At 70.1% G+C, this 22742-nt stretch carries 22 protein-coding genes and 1 pseudogene; 21 read left to right on the top strand and 2 right to left on the bottom strand.

Features of this window, described 5'->3' with window-relative positions; translation table 11 throughout:
- The first annotated feature begins 177 nt into the window (after positions 1-177).
- From rpoB to tuf, 10 genes are all read left to right on the top strand, one after another.
- A complete protein-coding gene (rpoB, locus tag JQN70_RS07010) occupies positions 178-3666 on the top strand; it encodes a DNA-directed RNA polymerase subunit beta (RefSeq protein ID WP_204130594.1) in 3489 nt (1162 codons plus the stop codon).
- Between the two features lie 66 nt (positions 3667-3732).
- Complete coding sequence (locus JQN70_RS07005; protein ID WP_204130593.1) at positions 3733-7620, top strand: DNA-directed RNA polymerase subunit beta'; 3888 nt, start codon at positions 3733-3735, stop codon at positions 7618-7620.
- Between the two features lie 109 nt (positions 7621-7729).
- Entirely contained in the window at positions 7730-8092 is a 363-nt protein-coding gene (locus JQN70_RS07000; protein ID WP_204130592.1) for a hypothetical protein, read from the top strand.
- 31 nt (positions 8093-8123) lie between these two features.
- Positions 8124-8819: a polyamine aminopropyltransferase gene (locus JQN70_RS06995; protein WP_204130591.1), complete on the top strand. Its 696-nt coding sequence runs from the start codon at positions 8124-8126 to the stop codon at positions 8817-8819.
- A 4-nt stretch (positions 8820-8823) separates the two neighbouring features.
- Entirely contained in the window at positions 8824-9363 is a 540-nt protein-coding gene (locus tag JQN70_RS06990) for a GNAT family N-acetyltransferase (RefSeq protein WP_204130590.1), read from the top strand.
- A complete protein-coding gene (locus JQN70_RS06985; protein ID WP_204130589.1) occupies positions 9360-9854 on the top strand; it encodes a mycothiol transferase in 495 nt (164 codons plus the stop codon). Before JQN70_RS06990 ends, JQN70_RS06985 begins: the two co-directional genes overlap by 4 nt.
- Positions 9855-10204: 350 nt before the next feature.
- Positions 10205-10579: a 30S ribosomal protein S12 gene (rpsL, locus tag JQN70_RS06980; protein ID WP_204130588.1), complete on the top strand. Its 375-nt coding sequence runs from the start codon at positions 10205-10207 to the stop codon at positions 10577-10579.
- Positions 10579-11049, top strand: coding sequence for a 30S ribosomal protein S7 (rpsG, locus tag JQN70_RS06975; RefSeq protein WP_204130587.1), 471 nt, complete (start codon positions 10579-10581; stop codon positions 11047-11049). Before rpsL ends, rpsG begins: the two co-directional genes overlap by 1 nt.
- Positions 11050-11149: 100 nt before the next feature.
- On the top strand, positions 11150-13264 hold the full coding sequence (gene fusA / locus JQN70_RS06970; RefSeq protein ID WP_204130586.1) for an elongation factor G: 2115 nt from the start codon (positions 11150-11152) through the stop codon (positions 13262-13264).
- Positions 13265-13375: 111 nt separating this feature from the next.
- Complete coding sequence (gene tuf, locus JQN70_RS06965; RefSeq protein WP_204130585.1) at positions 13376-14572, top strand: elongation factor Tu; 1197 nt, start codon at positions 13376-13378, stop codon at positions 14570-14572.
- A gap of 75 nt (positions 14573-14647) precedes the next feature.
- Here the strand turns inward: tuf and JQN70_RS06960 are convergent, their stop codons facing one another.
- On the bottom strand, positions 14648-15490 hold the full coding sequence (locus tag JQN70_RS06960) for a hypothetical protein (protein WP_204130584.1): 843 nt from the start codon (positions 15488-15490) through the stop codon (positions 14648-14650).
- A 98-nt stretch (positions 15491-15588) separates the two neighbouring features.
- Positions 15589-16506, bottom strand: coding sequence for a LysR family transcriptional regulator (locus JQN70_RS06955; RefSeq protein ID WP_204130583.1), 918 nt, complete (start codon positions 16504-16506; stop codon positions 15589-15591).
- A gap of 73 nt (positions 16507-16579) precedes the next feature.
- On the opposite strand from JQN70_RS06955, the gene JQN70_RS06950 reads away from it, so the two are divergent.
- From JQN70_RS06950 to rpmC, 11 genes and pseudogenes are all read left to right on the top strand, one after another.
- Complete coding sequence (locus tag JQN70_RS06950) at positions 16580-17491, top strand: EamA family transporter (protein WP_204130582.1); 912 nt, start codon at positions 16580-16582, stop codon at positions 17489-17491.
- 308 nt (positions 17492-17799) lie between these two features.
- Complete coding sequence (rpsJ, locus tag JQN70_RS06945; protein ID WP_012867945.1) at positions 17800-18108, top strand: 30S ribosomal protein S10; 309 nt, start codon at positions 17800-17802, stop codon at positions 18106-18108.
- Positions 18109-18116: 8 nt separating this feature from the next.
- Complete coding sequence (rplC, locus tag JQN70_RS06940; RefSeq protein ID WP_204130581.1) at positions 18117-18773, top strand: 50S ribosomal protein L3; 657 nt, start codon at positions 18117-18119, stop codon at positions 18771-18773.
- 1 nt (position 18774) lies between these two features.
- Positions 18775-19449, top strand: coding sequence for a 50S ribosomal protein L4 (gene rplD, locus JQN70_RS06935; protein ID WP_204130580.1), 675 nt, complete (start codon positions 18775-18777; stop codon positions 19447-19449).
- Positions 19446-19745 carry a 50S ribosomal protein L23 gene (gene rplW / locus JQN70_RS06930; protein WP_166118022.1) on the top strand — a complete coding sequence of 100 codons (300 nt, stop codon included), beginning with the start codon at positions 19446-19448 and terminating at the stop codon, positions 19743-19745. The genes rplD and rplW overlap by 4 nt, the downstream gene beginning before the upstream one ends.
- A gap of 19 nt (positions 19746-19764) precedes the next feature.
- On the top strand, positions 19765-20601 hold the full coding sequence (rplB, locus tag JQN70_RS06925) for a 50S ribosomal protein L2 (protein ID WP_204130579.1): 837 nt from the start codon (positions 19765-19767) through the stop codon (positions 20599-20601).
- A gap of 12 nt (positions 20602-20613) precedes the next feature.
- Positions 20614-20895, top strand: a complete 282-nt coding sequence (gene rpsS / locus JQN70_RS06920; protein WP_055815489.1) for a 30S ribosomal protein S19 — start codon at positions 20614-20616, stop codon at positions 20893-20895.
- Complete coding sequence (gene rplV, locus JQN70_RS06915; RefSeq protein ID WP_204130578.1) at positions 20895-21293, top strand: 50S ribosomal protein L22; 399 nt, start codon at positions 20895-20897, stop codon at positions 21291-21293. The genes rpsS and rplV overlap by 1 nt, the downstream gene beginning before the upstream one ends.
- Positions 21293-22093 (top strand): 30S ribosomal protein S3, encoded by an 801-nt coding sequence (gene rpsC, locus JQN70_RS06910; RefSeq protein ID WP_166118028.1) that lies wholly within the window; start codon positions 21293-21295, stop codon positions 22091-22093. Before rplV ends, rpsC begins: the two co-directional genes overlap by 1 nt.
- 2 nt (positions 22094-22095) lie before the next feature.
- Complete coding sequence (gene rplP, locus JQN70_RS06905; RefSeq protein ID WP_166118030.1) at positions 22096-22515, top strand: 50S ribosomal protein L16; 420 nt, start codon at positions 22096-22098, stop codon at positions 22513-22515.
- Positions 22515-22727: pseudogene (gene rpmC, locus JQN70_RS06900) on the top strand (50S ribosomal protein L29); the annotation flags it as partial. The gene rplP and the pseudogene rpmC, both read left to right, overlap by 1 nt.
- Between the last annotated feature and the right edge of the window lie 15 nt (positions 22728-22742).

Raw genomic sequence — 22742 nt, 5'->3', positions numbered from 1 at the left:
TTCGGGTATGCTATCTCTTTGCGCTGCCCCTAACCTTCCCCCGCTCGTCGATGAGCCGTTCCACCGCCATGCCCCCGGCTGTCCCGGGAGACCCGCGGCGGGACGTGTCCACGGTGATCGGTGGGGTCGGGAGCGGCCAGCCCGCAGTTACGACCAGGCCCGTGGAAGGAACTCTCCTTGGCTGCCTCGCGCACCACGTCGAACCCCATGAACTCCGCCCGGACGGCTTCGGGCCGTCTGTCCTTCGCCAAGATCCGGGAGCCCCTCGAGGTCCCCGACCTCCTGGCCCTCCAGACCGAGAGCTTCGACTGGCTCCTCGGCAACGAGCGCTGGCAGGAGCGCGTCGCCACCGCCCTCGAGGCCGGTCGTGACGACGTCCCCGAGCGCTCCGGCCTCGAGGAGATCTTCGAGGAGATCTCGCCCATCGAGGACTTCAGCGGCTCGATGTCGCTGAGCTTCCGCGACCACCGCTTCGAGGACGTCAAGTACTCGATCGAGGACTGCAAGGAGCGCGACCAGACCTACTCCGCGCCCCTGTTCGTCACCGCGGAGTTCATGAACAACACCACGGGCGAGATCAAGAGCCAGACCGTGTTCATGGGCGACTTCCCGCTGATGACCGAGCGCGGCACGTTCATCATCAACGGCACCGAGCGCGTCGTCGTCTCCCAGTTGGTCCGCAGCCCGGGCGTCTACTTCGAGCGCACGCCGGACAAGACCTCCGACAAGGACGTCTACTCGGCCAAGGTCATCCCGAGCCGCGGTGCGTGGCTCGAGTTCGAGATCGACAAGCGCGACATGGTCGGCGTCCGCGTCGACCGCAAGCGCAAGCAGTCGGTCACCGTCCTGCTCAAGGCCCTCGGCATGTCCGAGGCCGAGATCCTCGAGCAGTTCGGCGACTACGAGTCGATGCGGCTCACCCTGGAGAAGGACAACACCACCGACCAGGACGACGCGCTGCTCGACATCTACCGCAAGCTGCGTCCGGGCGAGCCGCCGACCAAGGAGGCCGCGCAGACCCTGCTCGACAACCTCTACTTCAACGGCAAGCGCTACGACCTGGCCAAGGTCGGCCGGTACAAGATCAACAAGAAGCTCGGCCTCGACAGCGAGCTGAGCCACTCGACGCTCGCCATCGAGGACGTCGTCGCCACGATCAAGTACATCGTCGCCCTCCACGCCGGCGAGGAGACCCTCCCGGGCCAGCGCCGCGGCGAGGCCGTCGACGTGCGCGTCGAGACCGACGACATCGACCACTTCGGCAACCGTCGCCTGCGCAACGTCGGCGAGCTCATCCAGAACCAGGTCCGCACGGGCCTGTCCCGGATGGAGCGCGTCGTCCGCGAGCGGATGACCACCCAGGACGTCGAGGCGATCACGCCGCAGACGCTCATCAACATCCGCCCGGTCGTGGCGTCCATCAAGGAGTTCTTCGGCACCAGCCAGCTCTCCCAGTTCATGGACCAGAACAACCCGCTCGCGGGCCTGACGCACAAGCGGCGTCTGTCGGCCCTCGGCCCGGGTGGCCTCTCCCGCGACCGCGCCGGCATGGAGGTCCGCGACGTCCACCCGTCGCACTACGGCCGCATGTGCCCGATCGAGACCCCTGAGGGCCCGAACATCGGCCTCATCGGCTCGCTCGCGTCCTACGGGCGGATCAACTCCTTCGGCTTCATCGAGACCCCGTACCGCAAGGTGACCAACGGTGTCGTCACCGACGAGGTGCACTACCTCTCGGCCGACGAGGAGGACGAGCACGTCATCGCGCAGGCGAACGCCACGCTCGCCGACGACAACGCCACGTTCGCCCACGAGCGCGTCCTCGTGCGCGTCAAGGGCGGCGAGGTCGAGTACGTGCCGGCCGACGAGGTCGACTACATCGACGTCTCCCCGCGCCAGATGGTCTCCGCGGCCACCGCGCTGATCCCGTTCCTCGAGCACGACGACGCCAACCGCGCCCTCATGGGCTCGAACATGCAGCGCCAGGCCGTCCCGCTCGTGCGGGCCGAGGCCCCGCTAGTCGGCACCGGCATGGAGTTCCGCGCCGCCGTCGACTCCGGTGACGTCGTCGTCGCCGAGAAGGCCGGCGTCGTCACCGAGGTCTCCGCCGACCTCGTCACCGTCGCCGGTGACGACGGCACGACCCGCACCTACCGGATCGCGAAGTTCGACCGGTCCAACCAGGGCAACAGCTACAACCAGGTCGTCCGAGTCGACGAGGGGCAGCGGGTCGAGGCCGGCCAGCTCATCGCCGACGGTCCCGCCACCGACGGTGGCGAAATGGCGCTCGGGCGCAACCTGCTCGTGGCGTTCATGCCGTGGGAGGGCCACAACTACGAGGACGCGATCATCCTCAGCCAGCGCCTGGTGCAGGACGACGTCCTCTCCTCGATCCACATCGAGGAGCACGAGGTCGACGCCCGCGACACCAAGCTCGGCCCGGAGGAGATCACCCGCGACATCCCGAACGTCAGCGAGGACGTCCTCGCCGACCTCGACGAGCGCGGCATCATCCGGATCGGTGCCGAGGTCCGCGACGGCGACCTCCTCGTCGGCAAGGTCACGCCCAAGGGCGAGACCGAGCTGACCCCCGAGGAGCGCCTGCTCCGCGCGATCTTCGGCGAGAAGGCCCGCGAGGTCCGCGACACCTCCCTCAAGGTCCCCCACGGCGAGACCGGCACCGTCATCGGCGTCAAGGTCTTCGACAAGGACGAGGGCGACGAGCTGCCCCCGGGCGTCAACCAGCTGGTCCGCGTCTACGTGGCGAACAAGCGCAAGATCACCGACGGCGACAAGCTCGCCGGCCGCCACGGCAACAAGGGCGTCATCTCCAAGATCCTCCCGGTCGAGGACATGCCCTTCCTCGAGGACGGCACGCCGGTCGACGTCGTGCTCAACCCGCTCGGTGTCCCCGGCCGCATGAACGTCGGACAGATCCTCGAGCTGCACCTCGGCTGGGCCGCCAGCCGGGGCTGGGAGATCGAGGGCACGCCCGAGTGGGCCGAGCTCATCCCGCAGGACGCGCGCCAGGCCCCGGCCGGCACCCGCGTCGCCTCGCCGGTGTTCGACGGTGTCCGCGAGAACGAGATCGTCGGTCTGCTCGACAGCACGCGCAAGACCCGCGACGACGTCCGCCTCATCGACGGCACGGGCAAGGCCCGGCTCTTCGACGGCCGCTCCGGCGAGCCGTTCCCGGAGGCGGTCTCGGTCGGCTACATGTACATCCTCAAGCTGCACCACCTCGTGGACGACAAGATCCACGCGCGCAGCACGGGTCCGTACTCGATGATCACCCAGCAGCCGCTCGGCGGTAAGGCCCAGTTCGGTGGCCAGCGCTTCGGTGAGATGGAGGTCTGGGCCCTTGAGGCGTACGGCGCGGCCTACGCGCTCCAGGAGCTCCTGACGATCAAGTCCGACGACGTCAACGGCCGCGTCAAGGTCTACGAGGCGATCGTCAAGGGAGACAACATCCCCGAGCCCGGCATCCCCGAGTCCTTCAAGGTGCTCATCAAGGAGATGCAGTCGCTCTGCCTCAACGTGGAGGTGCTGTCCAGCGACGGCTCCACCATCGAGATGCGCGAGGCGGAGGACGACGTCTTCCGCGCCGCCGAGGAGCTCGGCATCGACCTGTCCCGGCGCGAGCCGAGCAGCGTCGAAGAGGTCTGACAGGTGACCCGGCCCGACTCACACCGGTCAGACCACAGATTTCGCTAGAACGAGAGAAGGAACCACGTGCTCGACGTCAACTTCTTCGACGAGCTCCGGATCGGCCTCGCGACGGCCGACTCCATCCGTGCCTGGAGCCACGGTGAGGTCAAGAAGCCCGAGACGATCAACTACCGCACCCTCAAGCCCGAGAAGGACGGCCTCTTCTGCGAGAAGATCTTCGGCCCCACTCGTGACTGGGAGTGCGCCTGCGGCAAGTACAAGCGGGTCCGCTTCAAGGGCATCATCTGCGAGCGCTGCGGCGTCGAGGTCACCCGCGCGGCCGTGCGTCGTGAGCGGATGGGCCACATCGAGCTCGCCGCGCCCGTCACCCACATCTGGTACTTCAAGGGTGTCCCGAGCCGCCTCGGGTACCTGCTCGACCTCGCCCCGAAGGACCTCGAGAAGGTCATCTACTTCGCGGCGTACATGATCACCTCCGTCGACGAGGACCAGCGGCACGCCGACCTCCCGTCGCTCGAGGCCCAGATCCAGGTCGAGAAGAAGGAGATCGAGAACCGCCGCGACGCCGACGTCGAGGCCCGGGCCAAGAAGCTCGAGTCCGACATCGCCGCGCTCGAGGCCGAGGGCGCCAAGTCCGACGCCAAGCGCAAGGTCCGCGACTCCGCCGAGCGCGAGATGAACGCCATCCGCCGGCGCGCCGATCAGCAGGTCGAGCGGCTCGAGCAGGTCTGGGACCGCTTCAAGAACCTCAAGGTCCAGGACCTCGAGGGCGACGAGGTCCTCTACCGCGAGATGCGCGACCGGTTCGGCCTCTACTTCGAGGGCGGCATGGGTGCCGCGGCGATCCAGAAGCGGCTCGAGACCTTCGACCTCGAGGCCGAGTCCGAGGCGCTGCGCGAGATCATCGCCACCGGCAAGGGCCAGCGCAAGACGCGTGCCCTCAAGCGGCTCAAGGTCGTCAGCGCCTTCCAGACGACGACCAACCAGCCGTCCGGCATGGTCCTCGACGCGATCCCGGTCATCCCGCCGGACCTGCGCCCGATGGTGCAGCTCGACGGTGGCCGCTTCGCGACCTCCGACCTCAACGACCTGTACCGCCGGGTCATCAACCGGAACAACCGCCTCAAGCGACTGCTCGACCTCGGCGCGCCCGAGATCATCGTCAACAACGAGAAGCGGATGCTCCAGGAGGCCGTCGACAGCCTCTTCGACAACGGTCGTCGCGGCCGCCCGGTCACGGGCCCCGGCAACCGTCCGCTGAAGTCGCTGTCCGACATGCTCAAGGGCAAGCAGGGCCGGTTCCGCCAGAACCTGCTCGGCAAGCGCGTCGACTACTCCGGCCGGTCGGTCATCGTCGTCGGCCCGCAGCTCAAGCTGCACCAGTGCGGCCTGCCCAAGCAGATGGCCCTCGAGCTCTTCAAGCCGTTCGTCATGAAGCGGCTCGTCGACCTCGACCACGCCCAGAACATCAAGTCCGCCAAGCGGATGGTCGAGCGCCAGCGCCCGGTCGTCTGGGACGTGCTCGAGGAGGTCATCACCGAGCACCCGGTGCTCCTCAACCGTGCACCCACGCTGCACCGCCTCGGCATCCAGGCCTTCGAGCCGCAGCTCGTCGAGGGCAAGGCCATCCAGATCCACCCGCTCGTCTGCACCGCGTTCAACGCGGACTTCGACGGTGACCAGATGGCCGTGCACGTTCCGCTGTCGGCGGAGGCCCAGGCCGAGGCCCGCATCCTCATGCTGTCCTCGAACAACATCCTCAAGCCGGCCGACGGCCGCCCCGTGACCATGCCCACCCAGGACATGATCATCGGCCTCTACCACCTCACCTCCGAGGTCGAGGACGGCAAGGGCGCGGGCCGGGTCTTCAACGGCCCGTCGGAGGCGCGGATGGCCTTCGACGCCGGCGAGATCGAGCTCGGCTCGCGGGTCCGGATCCGGCTCGAGCACCTCGTGCCGACGCCGCTGTCCGAGCTGCCCGAGGGTGTCGAGGCCGACGCCGACGGGTTCGTCGAGACGCTGACCCTCGAGACGACCCTCGGTCGCGCGCTCTTCAACGAGACGCTCCCCGAGGACTACCCGTTCGTCAACGACCAGGTCGACAAGAAGCGCCTGTCGACGATCGTCAACGACCTCGCCGAGCGGTACAGCAAGGTGCAGGTCGCGGCGAGCCTCGACGCGCTCAAGGAGTACGGCTTCCACTGGGCCACCCGGTCCGGCACCACGGTCGCCATCTCCGACGTCGTCACGCCCCCGCGCAAGCTCGAGATCCTCGACGGCTACGAGACCAAGGCCACGAAGGTCCAGACGCAGTACGAGCGCGGTCTGATCACCGACGACGAGCGTCGCCAGGAGCTCATCGAGATCTGGACGCAGGCCACGAACGAGGTCGCCAAGGAGATGGAGGCCAACATCCCGCGGAACAACACCATCTTCCGGATGGTGTCCTCGGGTGCTCGCGGTAACTGGATGCAGCTGCGCCAGATCGCCGGCATGCGTGGCCTGGTGTCGAACCCGAAGGGCGACATCATCCCGCGGCCGATCCGTGCGAACTTCCGCGAGGGCCTCACCGTCCTCGAGTTCTTCATCTCGACGCACGGCTCCCGCAAGGGCCTCGCGGACACCGCGCTCCGCACCGCCGACTCGGGCTACCTCACCCGTCGCCTCGTCGACGTGTCGCAGGACGTCATCATCCGTGAGGACGACTGCGGCACCGAGCGCGGCCTGCCGATGCCCATCGCCGCCACCGACGAGCGCACGGGCAACCGTGCGGTCCACGACGACGTCGAGACCTCGGTCTACGCGCGCTCGCTCGCCGAGGACGTCGTCAGCGACGGCGAGGTCCTCGCCGAGGCCGGCATCGACCTCGGGGACGTCGTCATCGGCGCGCTCTTCGCGGCCGGCGTCGACTCGGTCAAGGTCCGCTCGGTCCTCACCTGCGACTCCAAGGTCGGGACCTGCGCGAAGTGCTACGGCCGTTCGCTGGCCACCGGCAAGCTCGTCGACATCGGCGAGGCCGTCGGCATCATCGCGGCCCAGTCCATCGGTGAGCCCGGCACCCAGCTGACGATGCGGACCTTCCACACCGGTGGTGTGGCCGGTGACGACATCACCCAGGGTCTGCCGCGTGTCGTCGAGCTCTTCGAGGCGCGCACCCCCAAGGGTGTCTCGCCGATCGCCGAGGCCTCCGGCCGCGTCACGATCGAGGAGACCGACAAGGCGCGTCGCATCCTGCTCACGCCGGACGACGGCTCCGACGAGCACGCCTACCCGGTGACGAAGCGGGCCCGCCTGCTCGTCCAGGACGGCCAGCACGTCGAGGTCGGCACGCAGCTGACGCAGGGGTCGATCGACCCCAAGCAGGTGCTGCGCATCCTCGGTCCGCGCAAGACGCAGGAGCACCTCGTCGACGAGGTGCAGAACGTCTACCGCCAGCAGGGTGTGTCGATCCACGACAAGCACATCGAGGTCATCGTCCGGCAGATGCTGCGCCGGATCACGATCATCGAGTCGGGCGACGCCGACCTGCTCCCGGGGATGCTCGCCGAGCGCGGGCGCTTCGAGGAGGAGAACCGTCGCGTCGTCGCCGAGGGCGGCAAGCCGGCCTCGGGTCGTCCCGAGCTCATGGGCATCACCAAGGCCTCGCTCGCGACCGAGTCGTGGCTGTCGGCGGCCTCCTTCCAGGAGACCACCCGCGTCCTCACCGAGGCGGCGATGGAGGGCAAGTCCGACTCCCTCCTCGGCCTCAAGGAGAACGTCATCCTCGGCAAGCTCATCCCGGCCGGCACCGGCCTGCCGCGCTACCGCAACATCGCGGTGGAGCCCACCGAGGAGGCCAAGGCCGCCATGTACTCCATGCCGAACTACGAGGACTACGCGTTCTCGTTCGGCCCGGGGTCCGGCGAGGCCGTCCGCCTCGACGACAGCGAGCTCGGTCTCGACCGGCTCTGAGTCGCCGCACGCCGCACGGGCGGGCACCACGGTGGGAGACCACCGGGTGCCCGCCCGTCGGCGTTCCGGGGTGCTGGACGGGGGGTAGGGCCGGGAGGACGATGGGCTCGTGCGACACCGACGACTCCTGGCGGCCGGCGCGGCCCTCGACCTGCTGGCCGTGCTCGCCTGCCTCGTCCTCCCGCTCTACTCCGGCGACGGGTCCGGTGGTCCGGGCTCGGCGACGCTGCTCGCCGTCAACGGCCCCGGCGCGCTCCTCCCGCTCGGGCTCCTCCTCGGGCTCGGCCTCCTCGCGTGGGCGGCGCCGTGGCGGATGCTGCGGCTGCTCGCCGTCCTGCTGCACGGGGTGCTCACCGTGCTGGCCCTGTTGAGCATCGGGGTGTTCTTCCTCCCCGCCGCCGCCGTGCTCGCGCTCGGGGGGTTCCGCGAGCTGACCGCACCGACGGCCCCGCGGGTCACGGCCCCGGCCTGACCGCGCGTCGTCCGTGCCTAGGGTGGCGGGCATGGACGAGCCCCCGGTGACGCTGGCCCGCGCGGACACCGCCCACGGCGAGGTGGCCCTGCGCCGCCGCGGCGACGTCCTCGAGCTCGTCGTCGACGGCGTCTTCGCGATGGACACCGTCGACACCTCCACCGAGGTCGTCCTCGCCACCGAGGCGCTGGGCCGGCACCCCGCACCCCGCCGCGTGCTCGTCGGCGGGCTCGGGCTGGGCTTCACGACGCGCGCGGTCCTCGACGACCCGCGGGTCGCCCACGTCGACGTCGCCGAGCTCGCCGGCCCGCTCGTCGCCTGGGCTCGGCAGGGACTGGCCCCCGAGCTCGCGGGTCTCGAGGGGCCCCGGTGCGCCCTTCACGTCGCCGACGTCGCCGCCGTCCTCGCCGGCCGCGCGGGACCGCCCGGGCCGTGGGACCTCGTGCTCCTCGACGTCGACAACGGGCCGGACTTCCTCGTCCACGCCGGCAACGCGGCGCTCTACCGGTCACCCGCGCTCGCCACCGCCCGGGCCGCCCTCGCCGTCGGCGGGCTGCTCGTCGTCTGGTCCTCGCACCGGGCCCCCGGGCTGCTCGCGGCCCTCCGGACGGTCGCCGAGCCCGGCGACGTCGTCGACGAGGTCGTCCTGACGGTGCACCGCGAGGGCCGCGACCTCGACTACGCCCTGTACTCGTTCGCGCGCGCGCCGCTGCCCGGGGGAGGATGAGGGCATGCGCCGCGACCTCGTCATCCGTCCGGAACGGCCCGAGGACGTCGCCGCGGTCCGCGACCTCGTCCAGGTGGCCTTCGCGGGCACCGAGTACTCCGACGGCTCCGTCGAGGTCGCGATCGTCGACGGGCTCCGCGCCGACGACGACGTGCTGCCGGCGCTGACCTTCGTCGCCGAGCTCGACGGCGAGGTCGTCGGCTCGGTCGTCTGCAGCCGGGCGTCGATGGGCGCGGGGGAGTCGGTCGGGCTCGGACCGCTGGCCGTGCGGCCCGACCACCAGCAGCAGGGCATCGGCTCGGCCCTCGTGGCCTCGGTCGTCGCGACGGCCGAGCAGCGGGCCGAGCCGAGCCTCGTCCTCCTCGGCGACCCGGGCTACTACGGCGCGTTCGGCTTCGAGCCGGCGGCGCGGCACGGCGTCGGCTCGCCGGGGCCGTGGGGCGAGGAGTACTTCCAGGTGCTCACGCTGCGGGCCTGGCGCCCCGAGCTGGCCGGCCCGTTCCGGTACGCACCGGCCTTCGAGCGTGCCGAGGCGACGGCGTGAGCGCTGCGGAGCGGACCGCCCTGCTCGGCCGCCTCTCCGGCGTGCGGCGGCACGTGCTCGACCAGCTCGACGGGCTCGACGACGAGCAGCTGCGGCGGCCGGTCCTGCCCTCGGGGTGGAGCTGCCTGGGCCTCGTCCGCCACCTCACCCTCTCCGACGAGCGGTACTGGTTCGAGGTGGTCGTCGCCGGCGGGCCGCTCGACTTCTTCCCCGAGGGCGAGAACGCCGACTGGGTCGTCGGTCCCGACGAGCCGGCCGCCGACGTCCTCGCCGCGTACCGGGCCGCGGTCGCCGCGGCCGACGACGTGCTCGCCGCCACCGACCTCGACGCCCCGCCGGCCCGTACCGAGCCGTGGTGGGCCGAGGTCGGGATGGCCTTCCCCGACGTGCGCTCCGTCGTGGTCCACGTCCTCGTCGAGACCGCGACCCACGCCGGACACCTCGACGCCGTCCGCGAGCTCCTCGACGGACGCCAGCACATCGTCCTCTGAGCGGCCGGGCGGGAAGAAACCGCCCGGATCTGCGCGTTGAGCAGGGTGGACGAGCAGCACGAGGACCCCGGCAACCGATTTGGACCGCCCCGCGCGGGCCGGTATCCTCGAACACTGTGTCTGGCTAGGTCCAGACCCTGGAGCCGGGACCGGTGCCGTGAGGCAGCGCCACCGGCCTCGCCCACCTCCTGCCGGGCGCCCCGCACACCATCCTCCCGAGGGTGGCGCATGGGGAGTGCAGGGAGGAGCAGCCGGAGCGACACACCCGAGCGCGGGGGTCGAGCACCGGCCATGACAAGGAGCGACGGCACCGCAGCCGCCGCTTGACCAGACGAGACGAAGGAACCAGGTTGCCTACCATCAACCAGCTGGTGCGCAAGGGCCGGCAGGACAAGGCCGTCAAGGCCAAGACCCCTGCCCTCAAGGGCTCTCCGCAGCGCCGTGGCGTGTGCACCCGCGTGTACACGACCACCCCCAAGAAGCCGAACTCCGCCCTCCGCAAGGTCGCCCGCGTGCGCCTCACGAGCGGCATCGAGGTCACCGCCTACATCCCCGGTGTCGGCCACAACCTCCAGGAGCACTCGATGGTGCTCGTCCGCGGCGGTCGTGTGAAGGACCTCCCCGGCGTGCGCTACAAGATCATCCGTGGCGCCCTCGACACCCAGGGCGTGAAGAACCGTCAGCAGGCGCGCAGCCGCTACGGCGCGAAGAAGGGTAAGGCCTGATGCCTCGCAAGGGTCCCGCCCCGAAGCGGCCGCTCGTCATCGACCCGGTCCACCAGTCCCCGCTGGTGACCGCGCTCGTCAACAAGGTCCTCCTCGACGGCAAGAAGTCCACCGCCGAGCGCATCGTCTACGGCGCGCTCGAGGGCTGCCGCGAGAAGACCGGCACCGACCCGGTCCAGACGCTCAAGCGCGCGCTCGACAACATCAAGCCGACCCTCGAGGTCAAGTCCCGCCGCGTCGGCGGTGCGACCTACCAGGTCCCGATCGAGGTCAAGCCGAACCGCGCGACGACGCTGTCGCTGCGCTGGCTCGTCGGCTACTCGCGCCAGCGTCGCGAGAAGACGATGACCGAGCGCCTCATGAACGAGATCCTCGACGCCTCCAACGGCCTCGGCGCCGCTGTCAAGCGCCGCGAGGACACCCACAAGATGGCCGAGTCCAACAAGGCCTTCGCCCACTACCGCTGGTGACCCGCCCCGGGGAGCCCGGCCGCACCCGGCCGGCTCCTCGGGCCACCCGCGGCAGCCACCGCACCGCACCACCCGAAGCGACGAGACGAGAGCACCGAACGTGGCACAGGACGTCCTGACCGACCTCACCAAGGTCCGCAACATCGGCATCATGGCGCACATCGACGCCGGCAAGACGACGGCGACCGAGCGCATCCTCTTCTACACCGGCGTCAACCGGAAGATGGGCGAGACGCACGACGGCGCCTCGACCACCGACTGGATGGAGCAGGAGAAGGAGCGGGGGATCACCATCACCTCCGCGGCCGTCACCTCCTTCTGGGAGGGCCACCAGGTCAACATCATCGACACCCCCGGCCACGTCGACTTCACCGTCGAGGTCGAGCGCTCGCTGCGTGTCCTCGACGGCGCCGTCGCCGTCTTCGACGGCAAGGAGGGTGTCGAGCCGCAGTCCGAGACGGTGTGGCGCCAGGCCGACAAGTACAACGTCCCGCGCATCTGCTTCGTCAACAAGATGGACAAGCTCGGCGCGGACTTCTACTTCACCGTCGACACCATCAAGGACCGCCTCGGCGCGGAGCCCCTCGTGCTCCAGCTGCCGATCGGTGCCGAGAACGATTTCGTCGGGGTCATCGACCTCGTCTACATGCGCGCCCTCGTGTGGCCGGGCGACGCCAAGGGTGACGTCACCCTCGGTGCCAAGTACGAGATCCAGGAGATCCCGGCCGACCTCGCCGAGAAGGCGGCGGAGTACCGCCACCACCTCGTCGAGCGCGTCGCCGAGACCGACGACACCCTCATGGAGAAGTACCTCGAGGGTGGCGAGCTCACGCCCGAGGAGATCAAGGCCGGCATCCGCCAGCTGACCATCTCCTCCGAGCTCTACCCCGTGCTCTGCGGCTCCGCGTTCAAGAACCGCGGTGTCCAGCCGATGCTCGACGCGGTCGTCGACTACCTGCCGTCGCCGCTCGACGTCGCCGCCATGGAGGGCCACGCCCCGGGCAACGAGGACGAGAAGGTCGAGCGCAAGCCGTCCAAGGACGAGCCGTTCTCGGCGCTGGCCTTCAAGGTCGCCTCGCACCCGTTCTTCGGCACGCTCACCTTCATCCGCGTGTACTCCGGCCACATCTCGGCCGGCACCCAGGTGCTCAACAGCACCAAGGTGAAGAAGGAGCGCATCGGCAAGCTCTTCCAGATGCACGCCAACAAGGAGAACCCGGTCGAGGACGCGATGGCTGGGCACATCTACGCCGCCATCGGCCTCAAGGCCACGACCACGGGCGACACCCTGTGCGACCTCAACGCGCCGGTCGTCCTCGAGTCGATGACCTTCCCCGAGCCGGTCATCCAGGTGGCCATCGAGCCGAAGACCAAGGGCGACCAGGAGAAGCTCGGCACGGCGATCCAGAAGCTCGCCGAGGAGGACCCGACCTTCCAGGTGCACCTCGACGAGGACACCGGCCAGACGATCATCGCCGGCATGGGCGAGCTCCACCTCGACATCCTCGTCGACCGCATGAAGCGCGAGTTCAAGGTCGAGGCCAACGTCGGCAAGCCGCAGGTCGCGTACCGCGAGACCATCAAGCGCGCCCTCGAGCGCTTCGACTACACCCACAAGAAGCAGACGGGTGGCTCGGGCCAGTTCGCGAAGATCCAGATCGCGCTGGCGCCGCTCGACACGGCCGAGGGCGAGCTCTACGAGTTCGACAACAAGGTCACCGGCGGTCGCGTGCCGCGCGAGTACATCCCGTCGGTCGACGCCGGTATCCAGGACGCGATGCAGTACGGCGTCCTCGCCGGCTACCCGCTGGTCGGCATCAAGGCCACGCTGCTCGACGGTGCGGCCCACGACGTCGACTCCTCGGAGATGGCGTTCAAGATCGCCGGCTCGATGGCGCTCAAGGAGGCCGTCCGCAAGTGCGAGCCGGTCCTCCTCGAGCCGATGATGGCCGTCGAGGTCCGGACGCCCGAGGACTACATGGGCGAGGTCATCGGCGACATCAACGCCCGCCGTGGCCAGATCCAGGCCATGGAGGACATCAGCGGCGCCAAGATCGTGCGCGGTGTCGTCCCCCTGTCGGAGATGTTCGGCTACGTCGGCGACCTGCGGTCCAAGACCCAGGGCCGGGCGAACTACTCCATGGAGTTCGACTCCTACGCCGAGGTCCCCAAGTCGGTGGCCGAGGAGATCATCAAGAAGACCCGGGGCGAGTGACCGCTAGAGTGGTCGCTGGTCTCCGCTGAGAGAAGCATCAACCCAACCCAGAACGACGCCACGTCCTGCCCGGTCGTGCGTTTCCAAGAAGAGTCCTGAGGAGGACATCAAGTGGCGAAGGCAAAGTTCGAGCGGACCAAGCCGCACGTCAACATCGGCACCATCGGTCACATCGACCACGGTAAGACGACGCTGACGGCTGCGATCTCCAAGGTCCTGCACGACAAGTACCCGGACCTGAACCCGCAGTTCGCGTTCGACGACATCGACAAGGCGCCCGAGGAGAAGCAGCGCGGCATCACGATCTCCATCGCGCACATCGAGTACCAGACGGAGCAGCGCCACTACGCGCACGTCGACTGCCCGGGTCACGCCGACTACGTGAAGAACATGATCACGGGTGCGGCGCAGATGGACGGCGCCATCCTCGTGGTCGCCGCCACCGACGGCCCGATGCCGCAGACCAAGGAGCACGTGCTCCTGGCCCGCCAGGTCGGCGTCCCCTACATCGTCGTGGCGCTCAACAAGGCCGACATGGTCGACGACGAGGAGATCCTCGAGCTCGTCGAGATGGAGGTCCGTGAGCTGCTGACCTCCTACGAGTTCCCGGGCGACGACCTGCCGGTCGTCAAGGTCTCCGCGCTCAAGGCCCTCGAGGGCGACGCCGAGTGGGGCCAGACCGTCCTCGAGCTCATGGACGCGGTCGACACCTACATCCCGGAGCCGGAGCGCGACACCGACAAGCCGTTCCTCATGCCCGTCGAGGACGTCTTCACGATCACCGGTCGTGGCACCGTCGTCACCGGCCGCATCGAGCGCGGCATCCTCAAGGTCAACGAGGAGGTCGAGATCGTCGGCATCCACGAGGGCCCGGCGACCAAGACCACCGCCACCGGCATCGAGATGTTCCGCAAGCTCCTCGACGAGGGCCGTGCGGGCGAGAACGTCGGCCTGCTCCTGCGTGGCATCAAGCGCGAGGACGTCGAGCGTGGCCAGGTCGTCGTCAAGCCGGGGTCGATCACCCCGCACACGGCGTTCGAGGCCAACGTCTACATCCTCAGCAAGGACGAGGGTGGCCGTCACACGCCGTTCTACGACAACTACCGTCCGCAGTTCTACTTCCGGACCACGGACGTCACCGGTGTCGTGAAGCTCCCCGAGGGCACCGAGATGGTCATGCCCGGTGACAACACCGAGATGTCCGTCGAGCTCATCCAGCCGATCGCGATGGAGGAGGGCCTGCGCTTCGCCATCCGCGAGGGCGGCCGCACCGTCGGCGCCGGCCGGGTCACCAAGATCAACAAGTGACCTGACGCCGGGTCACCCGGCAGCCGAAGGGCCCGCTCCCCGAGAGGGGGGCGGGCCCTTCGCCGTGCCTGCGGGTCAGCAGGTGAGGCCGATGACGAAGTAGCCGTCGGCGGCCGTGTTCGACGTGTCGGCGATGCCGACGGTCACGGTGTTCGTGCCGCCCGCGCCCACGTCGGGCGAGACGTCGAGGTTGTTGGCCCAGGTGATGCTCGAGGCCGTCGCCGCGCACTGCTGGACGTCGCGCTCGAAGGTCACCGTGTACCTGCCGGTGCCGGTCCGGGCCACCGAGGTGACGCCGGAGGAGATGCCCGAGTAGATCGAGCCGCCGGAGCTCACGGCCGCGTAGAGGGGCTTGACGTAGTAGCCCGCGACGTCGACGAAGAGGTGGGCCGCGCCCGGGGTCTTGAGGTTGAACTGCCCGGAGGAGTTGACCTTGAGGTTGACCATGTTGGCCACCGGTCCGGAGGGGTTGTAGTTGACGAGCGAGGCGTTGGGCTCGGCCGTGCCGGTAGCCCAGCCGCGGACGTCGCTCGTCGTGCCGTTGCGCGAGATCGCACCGAGGTTGAGCTGCACCGAGGTGGCGATGTCCGGGATGCCGCAGCTGCCGGCCTTGCCGCCCTGGGTGGCGTAGCTCGCCAGGGTCGCGTCGAAGGTGCGCTGACCGTTGACGAGCGCGCCACCGGAGACGCGGGTGTCGATGATGCGGCACGGAGCGACGGCGACGTACTGCAGCTCGGAACCGGGCGGGAACGCCGCCGAGATCGCCGCGACGGCGGGTGCGGCCTTGCCGGAGGCCACGCCGTTGGGCGAGTCCGGGCCGGCGGCCACCGCGGAGGTGGCGGACAGGACGAGGGCGCCGGCACAGACGGCGCCGAGGAGACCGAGCGCCGGACGGCGCAGGATGCGTGACGTGCTCATGGGAAGCACCTTTCGTGGGGTGGGCGGCGAGGACCCGCCGAGTGCCACGAAGGAGACCGGGCCGCCCCTCGTGATACGCCGCCCCCCGTCGGCGCAGGTCAGGCCGGTGCCAAGCGCTCCGCGGCCACCCGGGCGAGCTCGTCGCGGACCCGGCCGATGGCGGGGGAGGGGGCCATCGTCCGCCGCCAGGTCATCATCACCCGGCGGGTCGGCACCGGGTCGGTGACCGCGACGGGCACGACCGCCGCCGGCAGCTGCTCGCGGCCGAGCCGGGGGACGAGCCCGACGCAGACGCCCTCGGCGACGAGCCCGACCTGGGAGGAGAACTCCATCGCGCGGTGCCGGACGTCGGGCCGCCGGCCGTGCAGGTCGAACATGTGGGTGAGCCAGCCGTCGCAGACCGAGCCCACGGGGGCGCAGACCCACGGCTCGTCGGCGAACGCGGTGGCGTCGACCGGTCCCCGGCCGGCGAGCGGGTGGCCGGCCGGGACGAGCACGTCGGCGGTGTCGGTGCCGAGGAGGACGACCTCGAGGTGCTCGGGGAACGGCAGCGGCAGGTCGCCCCAGTGGTGGACGAGCGCGGCGTCGGCCGCGCCGGAGGCGACGAGGTGGATCGCGTCATGGGGGTCGTGCTCGACGACCGTGACGTCGAGCAGCGGCTCGGCGCCCGCGAGGGCCCGCAGGGCCGGCGCGACGAGGCCGCGGACCGCGGTCGAGAACGCGACGAGGCGCACCGAGCCGCTCACCGGGCCACCGGTGACCCGCCCGAGCCCGGACTCCAGGGCCTCGAGACGGGCGAGGATGTCGGCGCCCTCGTCGACGAGGTGGCGGCCGAGCTCGGTGAGCATCACCCCGCGGCCGACCCGTTCGAGGACCGCACCCCCGACCCGCCGCTCGAGCCGCTTGACCTGCTGGGAGACCGCCGACGGGGTGTACCCGAGGTCGGCGGCCGCGCCCCCGATCGAGCCGGTCCGGCGGACGGCGCTGAGGGTCACGAGGTGGTCGACGTCGATCATGAAGCAACGCTACACGGTTCGCGGTGGGGAACATCGCTGGTGCTGAACGGTCCGGTCGAGGACGATGGACGCCATGCCCCTGCGCGACGCCCTCTCCGCGGTCCTCGTCATGGTGCTCTGGGGGATGAACTTCGTCGTCATCGACCGTGGGCTGGCCGGGGTCCCGCCGCTGGTCTTCGTCGCCCTCCGGTTCGCGGTCGTCCTCCTCGCCCTGCCCTTCGTCGCCCGCCCCGCCGTCCCGCTGCGCCGGGTGCTCGCGGTCGGTGCGTGCATGAGCCTCGGGCAGTTCGGGCTGATGTACACCTCGCTCGCCGTCGGGATGCCGCCGGGCCTGGCCTCGCTCGTGCTCCAGGCCCAGGCGGTGCTCACCGTCGGTCTCGCGGCACTCGTCCTCGGCGAGCGGCCGCTGCGGGTCCAGCTGCTCGGGGTGGGGCTCGGCGTGGTCGGGCTCGGGGTCGTCGGTCTGGGGCGCGGGGGCAGCGTGCCGGCCCTCGCGCTCGTCCTCTGCGTCCTCGCCGCCCTCTCGTGGGCCACCGGCAACGTCCTCGTCCGGCGGCTTCGGGTGCCCGGCGGCCTCGGGCTCACGGTGTGGTCGGCCCTCGTCGTGCCGGTGCCCGCGCTCGGCCTCGCCCTCGTGGTCGACGGGCCCGCCGAGGTCGGGCGGGCGCTCACCCACCTCACCGCCGTCAACTGGCTCTCGACCGGCTACACCGCGGTACTCGCGAGCCTCGTCGGGTACGGCATCTGGAACCGGCTGCTCGAACGCCACCCGGCCTCCGACGTCGCGCCGTTCACCCTCCTCGTCCCGCCGGTGGGGATGGTCACCGCCTGGCTCGCCGACGGGGAGGTGCCGACGCCGCTGGCCGTCACCGGCGGTGTCGCCCTCGTCCTCGGGGTGGCGCTCGTGACCCTCGGGCCGCGATGGAGACGGCGGCGACGCGCCATGTCTCCCGGGGTGCCCACCGACGGGTCGGTGCGGGTGTAGGGCCCGATTTGGCGAGGGCGCGGGGGCTCTGGCAGACTAACGGGGTTGCTTGGCGTGCGTGAGCGACCCGCGAGGGTCGCCTGCGCCCACCGCGACGAGGAACTCGCACCGCCGGTCGGCGGGGCGGCTCGCTTCGCGAAGTGCCAGGCCCCGGTTCCACCGGGACAGCCGAACCCAGGATGAGGCACGGGAGACCGTGCGCCACCCGCACTGCGGAACAAGGGCGACACGCCCGACCGCGGGGGTCGGAGGTCCGACGGAACCGGCCTTTGACAGATGGACGGCGAGTAGAGAGACGGGAACGTCAGATGGCGGGACAGAAGATCCGCATCCGCTTGAAGTCGTATGACCACGAGGTCATCGACAGCTCGGCGCGCAAGATCGTCGACACGGTCACGCGGGCCGGTGCGACCGTGGTCGGCCCCGTGCCGCTCCCGACGGAGAAGAACGTCTTCTGCGTCATCCGGTCGCCGCACAAGTACAAGGACAGCCGCGAGCACTTCGAGATGCGCACGCACAAGCGCCTCATCGACATCATCGACCCGACGCCCAAGGCCGTCGACTCGCTGATGCGTCTCGACCTCCCGGCTGACGTCAACATCGAGATCAAGCTCTGAGGCTCGCGATGACCACCACTGCCACGAAGACCCAGAAGGGTCTGCTGGGCACCAAGCTCGGCATGACCCAGGTGTGGGACGAGAACAACCGTCTCGTGCCCGTCACCGTCATCCAGGCCGGCCCGAACGTCGTGACCCAGGTCCGCGCCGCCGACACCGACGGCTACGCCGCCGTCCAGCTCGGCTTCGGCGCCATCGACCCGCGCAAGGTCACCAAGCCGCTCACCGGCCACTTCGAGAAGGCCGGCGTCACGCCGCGCCGCCACCTCGTCGAGATCCGCACGGCGGACGCCGGCGAGTACACGCTCGGCCAGGAGCTCGGCGCCGACACCTTCGAGGTCGGCCAGTCGGTCGACGCCACCGCCACCACCAAGGGCAAGGGCTTCGCCGGTGTCATGAAGCGTCACGGCTTCCACGGCGTCAGCTCCTCGCACGGTGCGCACAAGAACCACCGCAAGCCCGGCTCGATCGGTGGCTGCGCCACCCCGGGCCGCGTGTTCAAGGGCATGCGCATGGCCGGCCGCATGGGCGGCGTGCGCCACACCACGCAGAACCTCACGATCCACGCCGTGGACGCCGAGAAGGGCCTGCTGCTGCTCAAGGGTGCCGTTCCCGGTCCCCGCGGCGCGGTCGTCCTCGTCCGCTCGGCCGCGAAGGGGGCCTGACATGGCTACCAAGACCCTCGACGTCACGCTCCCCGCGGAGATCTTCGACGTCCAGACCAACGTGCCGCTGATCCACCAGGTCGTCGTCGCGCAGCTCGCCGCCGCCCGCCAGGGCACGCACGCGACGAAGACGCGCGGTGACGTCCGCGGTGGCGGTCGCAAGCCGTACCGCCAGAAGGGCACCGGCCGCGCCCGCCAGGGTTCGACCCGTGCGCCGCAGTTCGCCGGCGGTGGCACCGTCCACGGCCCGCAGCCGCGCGACTACGCCCAGCGCACGCCCAAGAAGATGAAGGCCGCCGCCCTGCGCGGTGCCCTCTCCGACCGGGCCCGCCACGGCCGCGTCCACGTCGTCGAGGCGATCGCCAACGGTGACGCCCCCTCGACCAAGGCGGCCCGCGAGCTGTTCGCCGGCCTCACCGAGCGCCCGAACCTGCTCGTCGTCCTCGACCGCGCGGACATCGTGTCGCTCAAGTCGGTCCGCAACCTCGCCGAGGTGCACGTGCTCGCGGTCGACCAGCTCAACACCTACGACGTGCTGTGCGCCGACGACGTGGTCTTCACCAAGGCCGCCTACGAGGTCTTCACCGGCGAGACGGTCGAGGCCGCCAAGCCGGCCAAGAAGGCCCCGGCCAAGAAGGCCGCCGCCGCCAAGGCTGATGTGGAGGACGAGAAGTGAGCCAGGGCAAGAACCCCCGCGACATCCTGATCGCGCCGGTCGTGTCCGAGAAGTCCTACGGGCTCCTCGACGAGGGCAAGTACACCTTCATCGTCGACCCGCGCTCGAACAAGACCGAGATCAAGATCGCCGTCGAGAACGTCTTCGGCGTCAAGGTCGACTCCGTCCACACGATGAACCGCAAGGGCAAGGCCCGTCGCACGCGGTTCGGCATCGGCAAGCGCAAGGACACCAAGCGCGCGATCGTCACCCTCCGCGAGGGCTCGATCGACATCTTCGGCAGCGCCGGCGCCTGAGGAACAGGACTGAACTGACATGGGTATCCGCAAGTACAAGCCGACGACGCCGGGGCGTCGTGGGTCGAGCGTGGCCGACTTCGTCGAGGTCACCCGCTCCACCCCCGAGAAGTCCCTCGTCCGCCCGCTGACCAAGAGCGGCGGCCGCAACAACAACGGCCGCATCACCACCCGTCACATCGGTGGGGGCCACAAGCGCGCCTACCGCGTGATCGACTTCCGTCGCCACGACAAGGACGGCGTGCCCGCGAAGGTCGCGCACATCGAGTACGACCCGAACCGCACCGCGCGCATCGCGCTGCTGCATTACGCCGACGGCGAGAAGCGCTACATCCTCGCGCCGCGCGGCCTGGAGCAGGGCATGACGATCGAGAACGGTCCGGGCGCCGACATCAAGCCGGGCAACACCCTGCCGCTGCGCAACATCCCGACCGGTACGGTCATCCACGCCGTCGAGCTCAAGCCCGGTGGCGGCGCGAAGATCGCCCGCTCGGCCGGTGTCCGCGTGCAGCTCGTCGCCAAGGACGGCCCCTACGCGCAGCTGCGCATGCCGTCCGGTGAGATCCGCAACGTCGACGTGCGCTGCCGCGCCACCGTCGGCGAGGTCGGCAACGCCGAGCAGTCGAACATCAACTGGGGCAAGGCCGGCCGCATGCGCTGGAAGGGCAAGCGCCCGACCGTCCGCGGTGTCGTCATGAACCCGGTCGACCACCCGCACGGTGGTGGTGAGGGTCGCACCTCCGGTGGCCGCCACCCGGTGAGCCCGTGGGGCAAGCCCGAGGGCCGCACCCGCCGCCCCGGCAAGCCGAGCGACAAGCTCATCGTCCGTCGCCGTCGTACTGGCAAGAAGCGCTGATAGGAGCCTGGAATGCCTCGTAGCCTGAAGAAGGGCCCCTTCATCGACGACCACCTGCAGAAGAAGGTGGATGTCCAGAACGAAGCGGGCACCAAGAACGTCATCAAGACCTGGTCGCGCCGGTCGGTCATCTCGCCCGACATGCTCGGCCACACCCTCGCCGTCCACGACGGCCGCAAGCACGTCCCGGTGTTCGTCACCGAGGCGATGGTCGGCCACAAGCTCGGCGAGTTCGCACCGACCCGCACCTTCAAGGGTCACGTGAAGGACGACAAGAAGGGGCGTCGTCGCTGATGGCCGCCGAGAACACCACCGTCGAGTCGCGGGCCGTCGCCCGCCACACGCGGATCACCCCGATGAAGGCCCGCCGGGTCGTCGACCTCATCCGCGGCAAGAACGCCACCGAGGCCGTGTCGGTCCTGCGCTTCGCCCCCCAGGGCGCGAGCGAGCAGGTCCTCAAGGTCCTCGAGTCGGCGATCGCCAACGCCCGGGTCAAGGCCGACCAGACCGCCGAGCGCTTCGACGAGCGCGAGCTCGTCGTCTCCGCGGCCTTCGTCGACGAGGGTCCGACGATGAAGCGTTTCCGTCCGCGCGCGCAGGGTCGCGCCGGGCGCATCAACAAGCGCACGAGCCACATCACCGTGGTCGTCGCGCCCAAGCCCGCCAAGACCACGAACGGAGGCACTCGCTGATGGGCCAGAAGGTCAACCCGCACGGCTTCCGTCTCGGGATCACCACGGAGCACAAGAGCCGCTGGTTCGCCGACTCCACCAAGGAGGGTCAGCGCTACCGCGACTACGTCAAGGAGGACGTGGCGATCCGCAAGCTCATGTCCACGGGCATGGACCGCGCCGGCATCGCCCGCGTCGACATCGAGCGCACGCGTGACCGCGTCCGCGTCGACATCCACACCGCGCGCCCGGGCATCGTCATCGGTCGCCGCGGCGCCGAGGCCGACCGCATCCGCGGCGAGCTCGAGAAGCTCACCGGCAAGCAGGTCCAGCTGAACATCCTCGAGGTCAAGAACCCCGAGGTCGAGGCCCAGCTCGTCGCGCAGGGCATCGCCGAGCAGCTGTCGGCCCGTGTCTCGTTCCGTCGCGCCATGCGCAAGGGCATGCAGTCCGCCACCCGCGCCGGCGCCAAGGGCATCCGCGTCCAGGTCTCCGGCCGCCTCGGCGGCGCGGAGATGAGCCGCACCGAGTTCTACCGCGAGGGGCGCGTGCCGCTGCACACCCTCCGCGCGCAGATCGACTACGGCCTGTACGAGGCCAAGACCACGTTCGGCCGCATCGGCGTCAAGGTGTGGATCTACAAGGGCGACATGACCGCTCGCGAGCTCGCGGCCCAGCAGGCCACCGCTCCGCGCCAGGGTCGTGGCCCGCGTCGTGACGGCGCCGACCGTCCGGCCCGCGCCCGTCGCACCGACGCCCCCGCTGCCGCCCAGGCCCCGGCCGAGCAGGCCGCGGCCGCTCCGAGCACCGAGGAGTCCTGACCATGTTGATCCCCCGTCGGGTCAAGCACCGCAAGCAGCACCACCCGGGTCGCTCGGGCGCTGCCAAGGGTGGTACGACCATCGCGTTCGGTGACTACGGCATCCAGGCCCTCGAGCCCGCCTACGTCACCAACCGCCAGATCGAGTCCGCGCGTATCGCGATGACCCGCTACATCAAGCGTGGCGGAAAGGTCTGGATCAACATCTACCCGGACCGTCCGCTCACGAAGAAGCCGGCCGAGACCCGCATGGGGTCCGGCAAGGGCTCGCCGGAGTGGTGGATTGCGAACGTCAAGCCGGGTCGTGTCATGTTCGAGCTCTCCGGTGTCCCGGAGGACGTCGCGCGCGAGGCCCTGCGTCTCGCGATGCACAAGCTGCCGATGAAGTGCCGCTTCGTCCGGCGTGAGGGTGGTGACTTCTGATGGCAGTCGGTTCCAAGGACCTGACCTCCAAGGAGCTGCGGGGCCTCGACGACGAGCGCCTCGTCGACGAGCTCCGCAAGGCCAAGGAGGAGCTCTTCAACCTCCGGTTCCAGTCGGCCACCGGCCAGCTGGACAACCACGGCCGGCTGCGTGCCGTCCGCAAGGACATCGCCCGCATCTACACCGAGATGCGCGAGCGCGAGCTCGGCATCGGCGTGAAGGGTGAG

The organism is Phycicoccus sonneratiae (assembly GCF_016887965.1).
GTDB classification, from domain to species: domain Bacteria; phylum Actinomycetota; class Actinomycetes; order Actinomycetales; family Dermatophilaceae; genus Phycicoccus; species Phycicoccus sonneratiae.
Note: the sequence above shows the minus strand (reverse complement) of the source record. Positions and strands in the feature narration are given on the sequence as shown.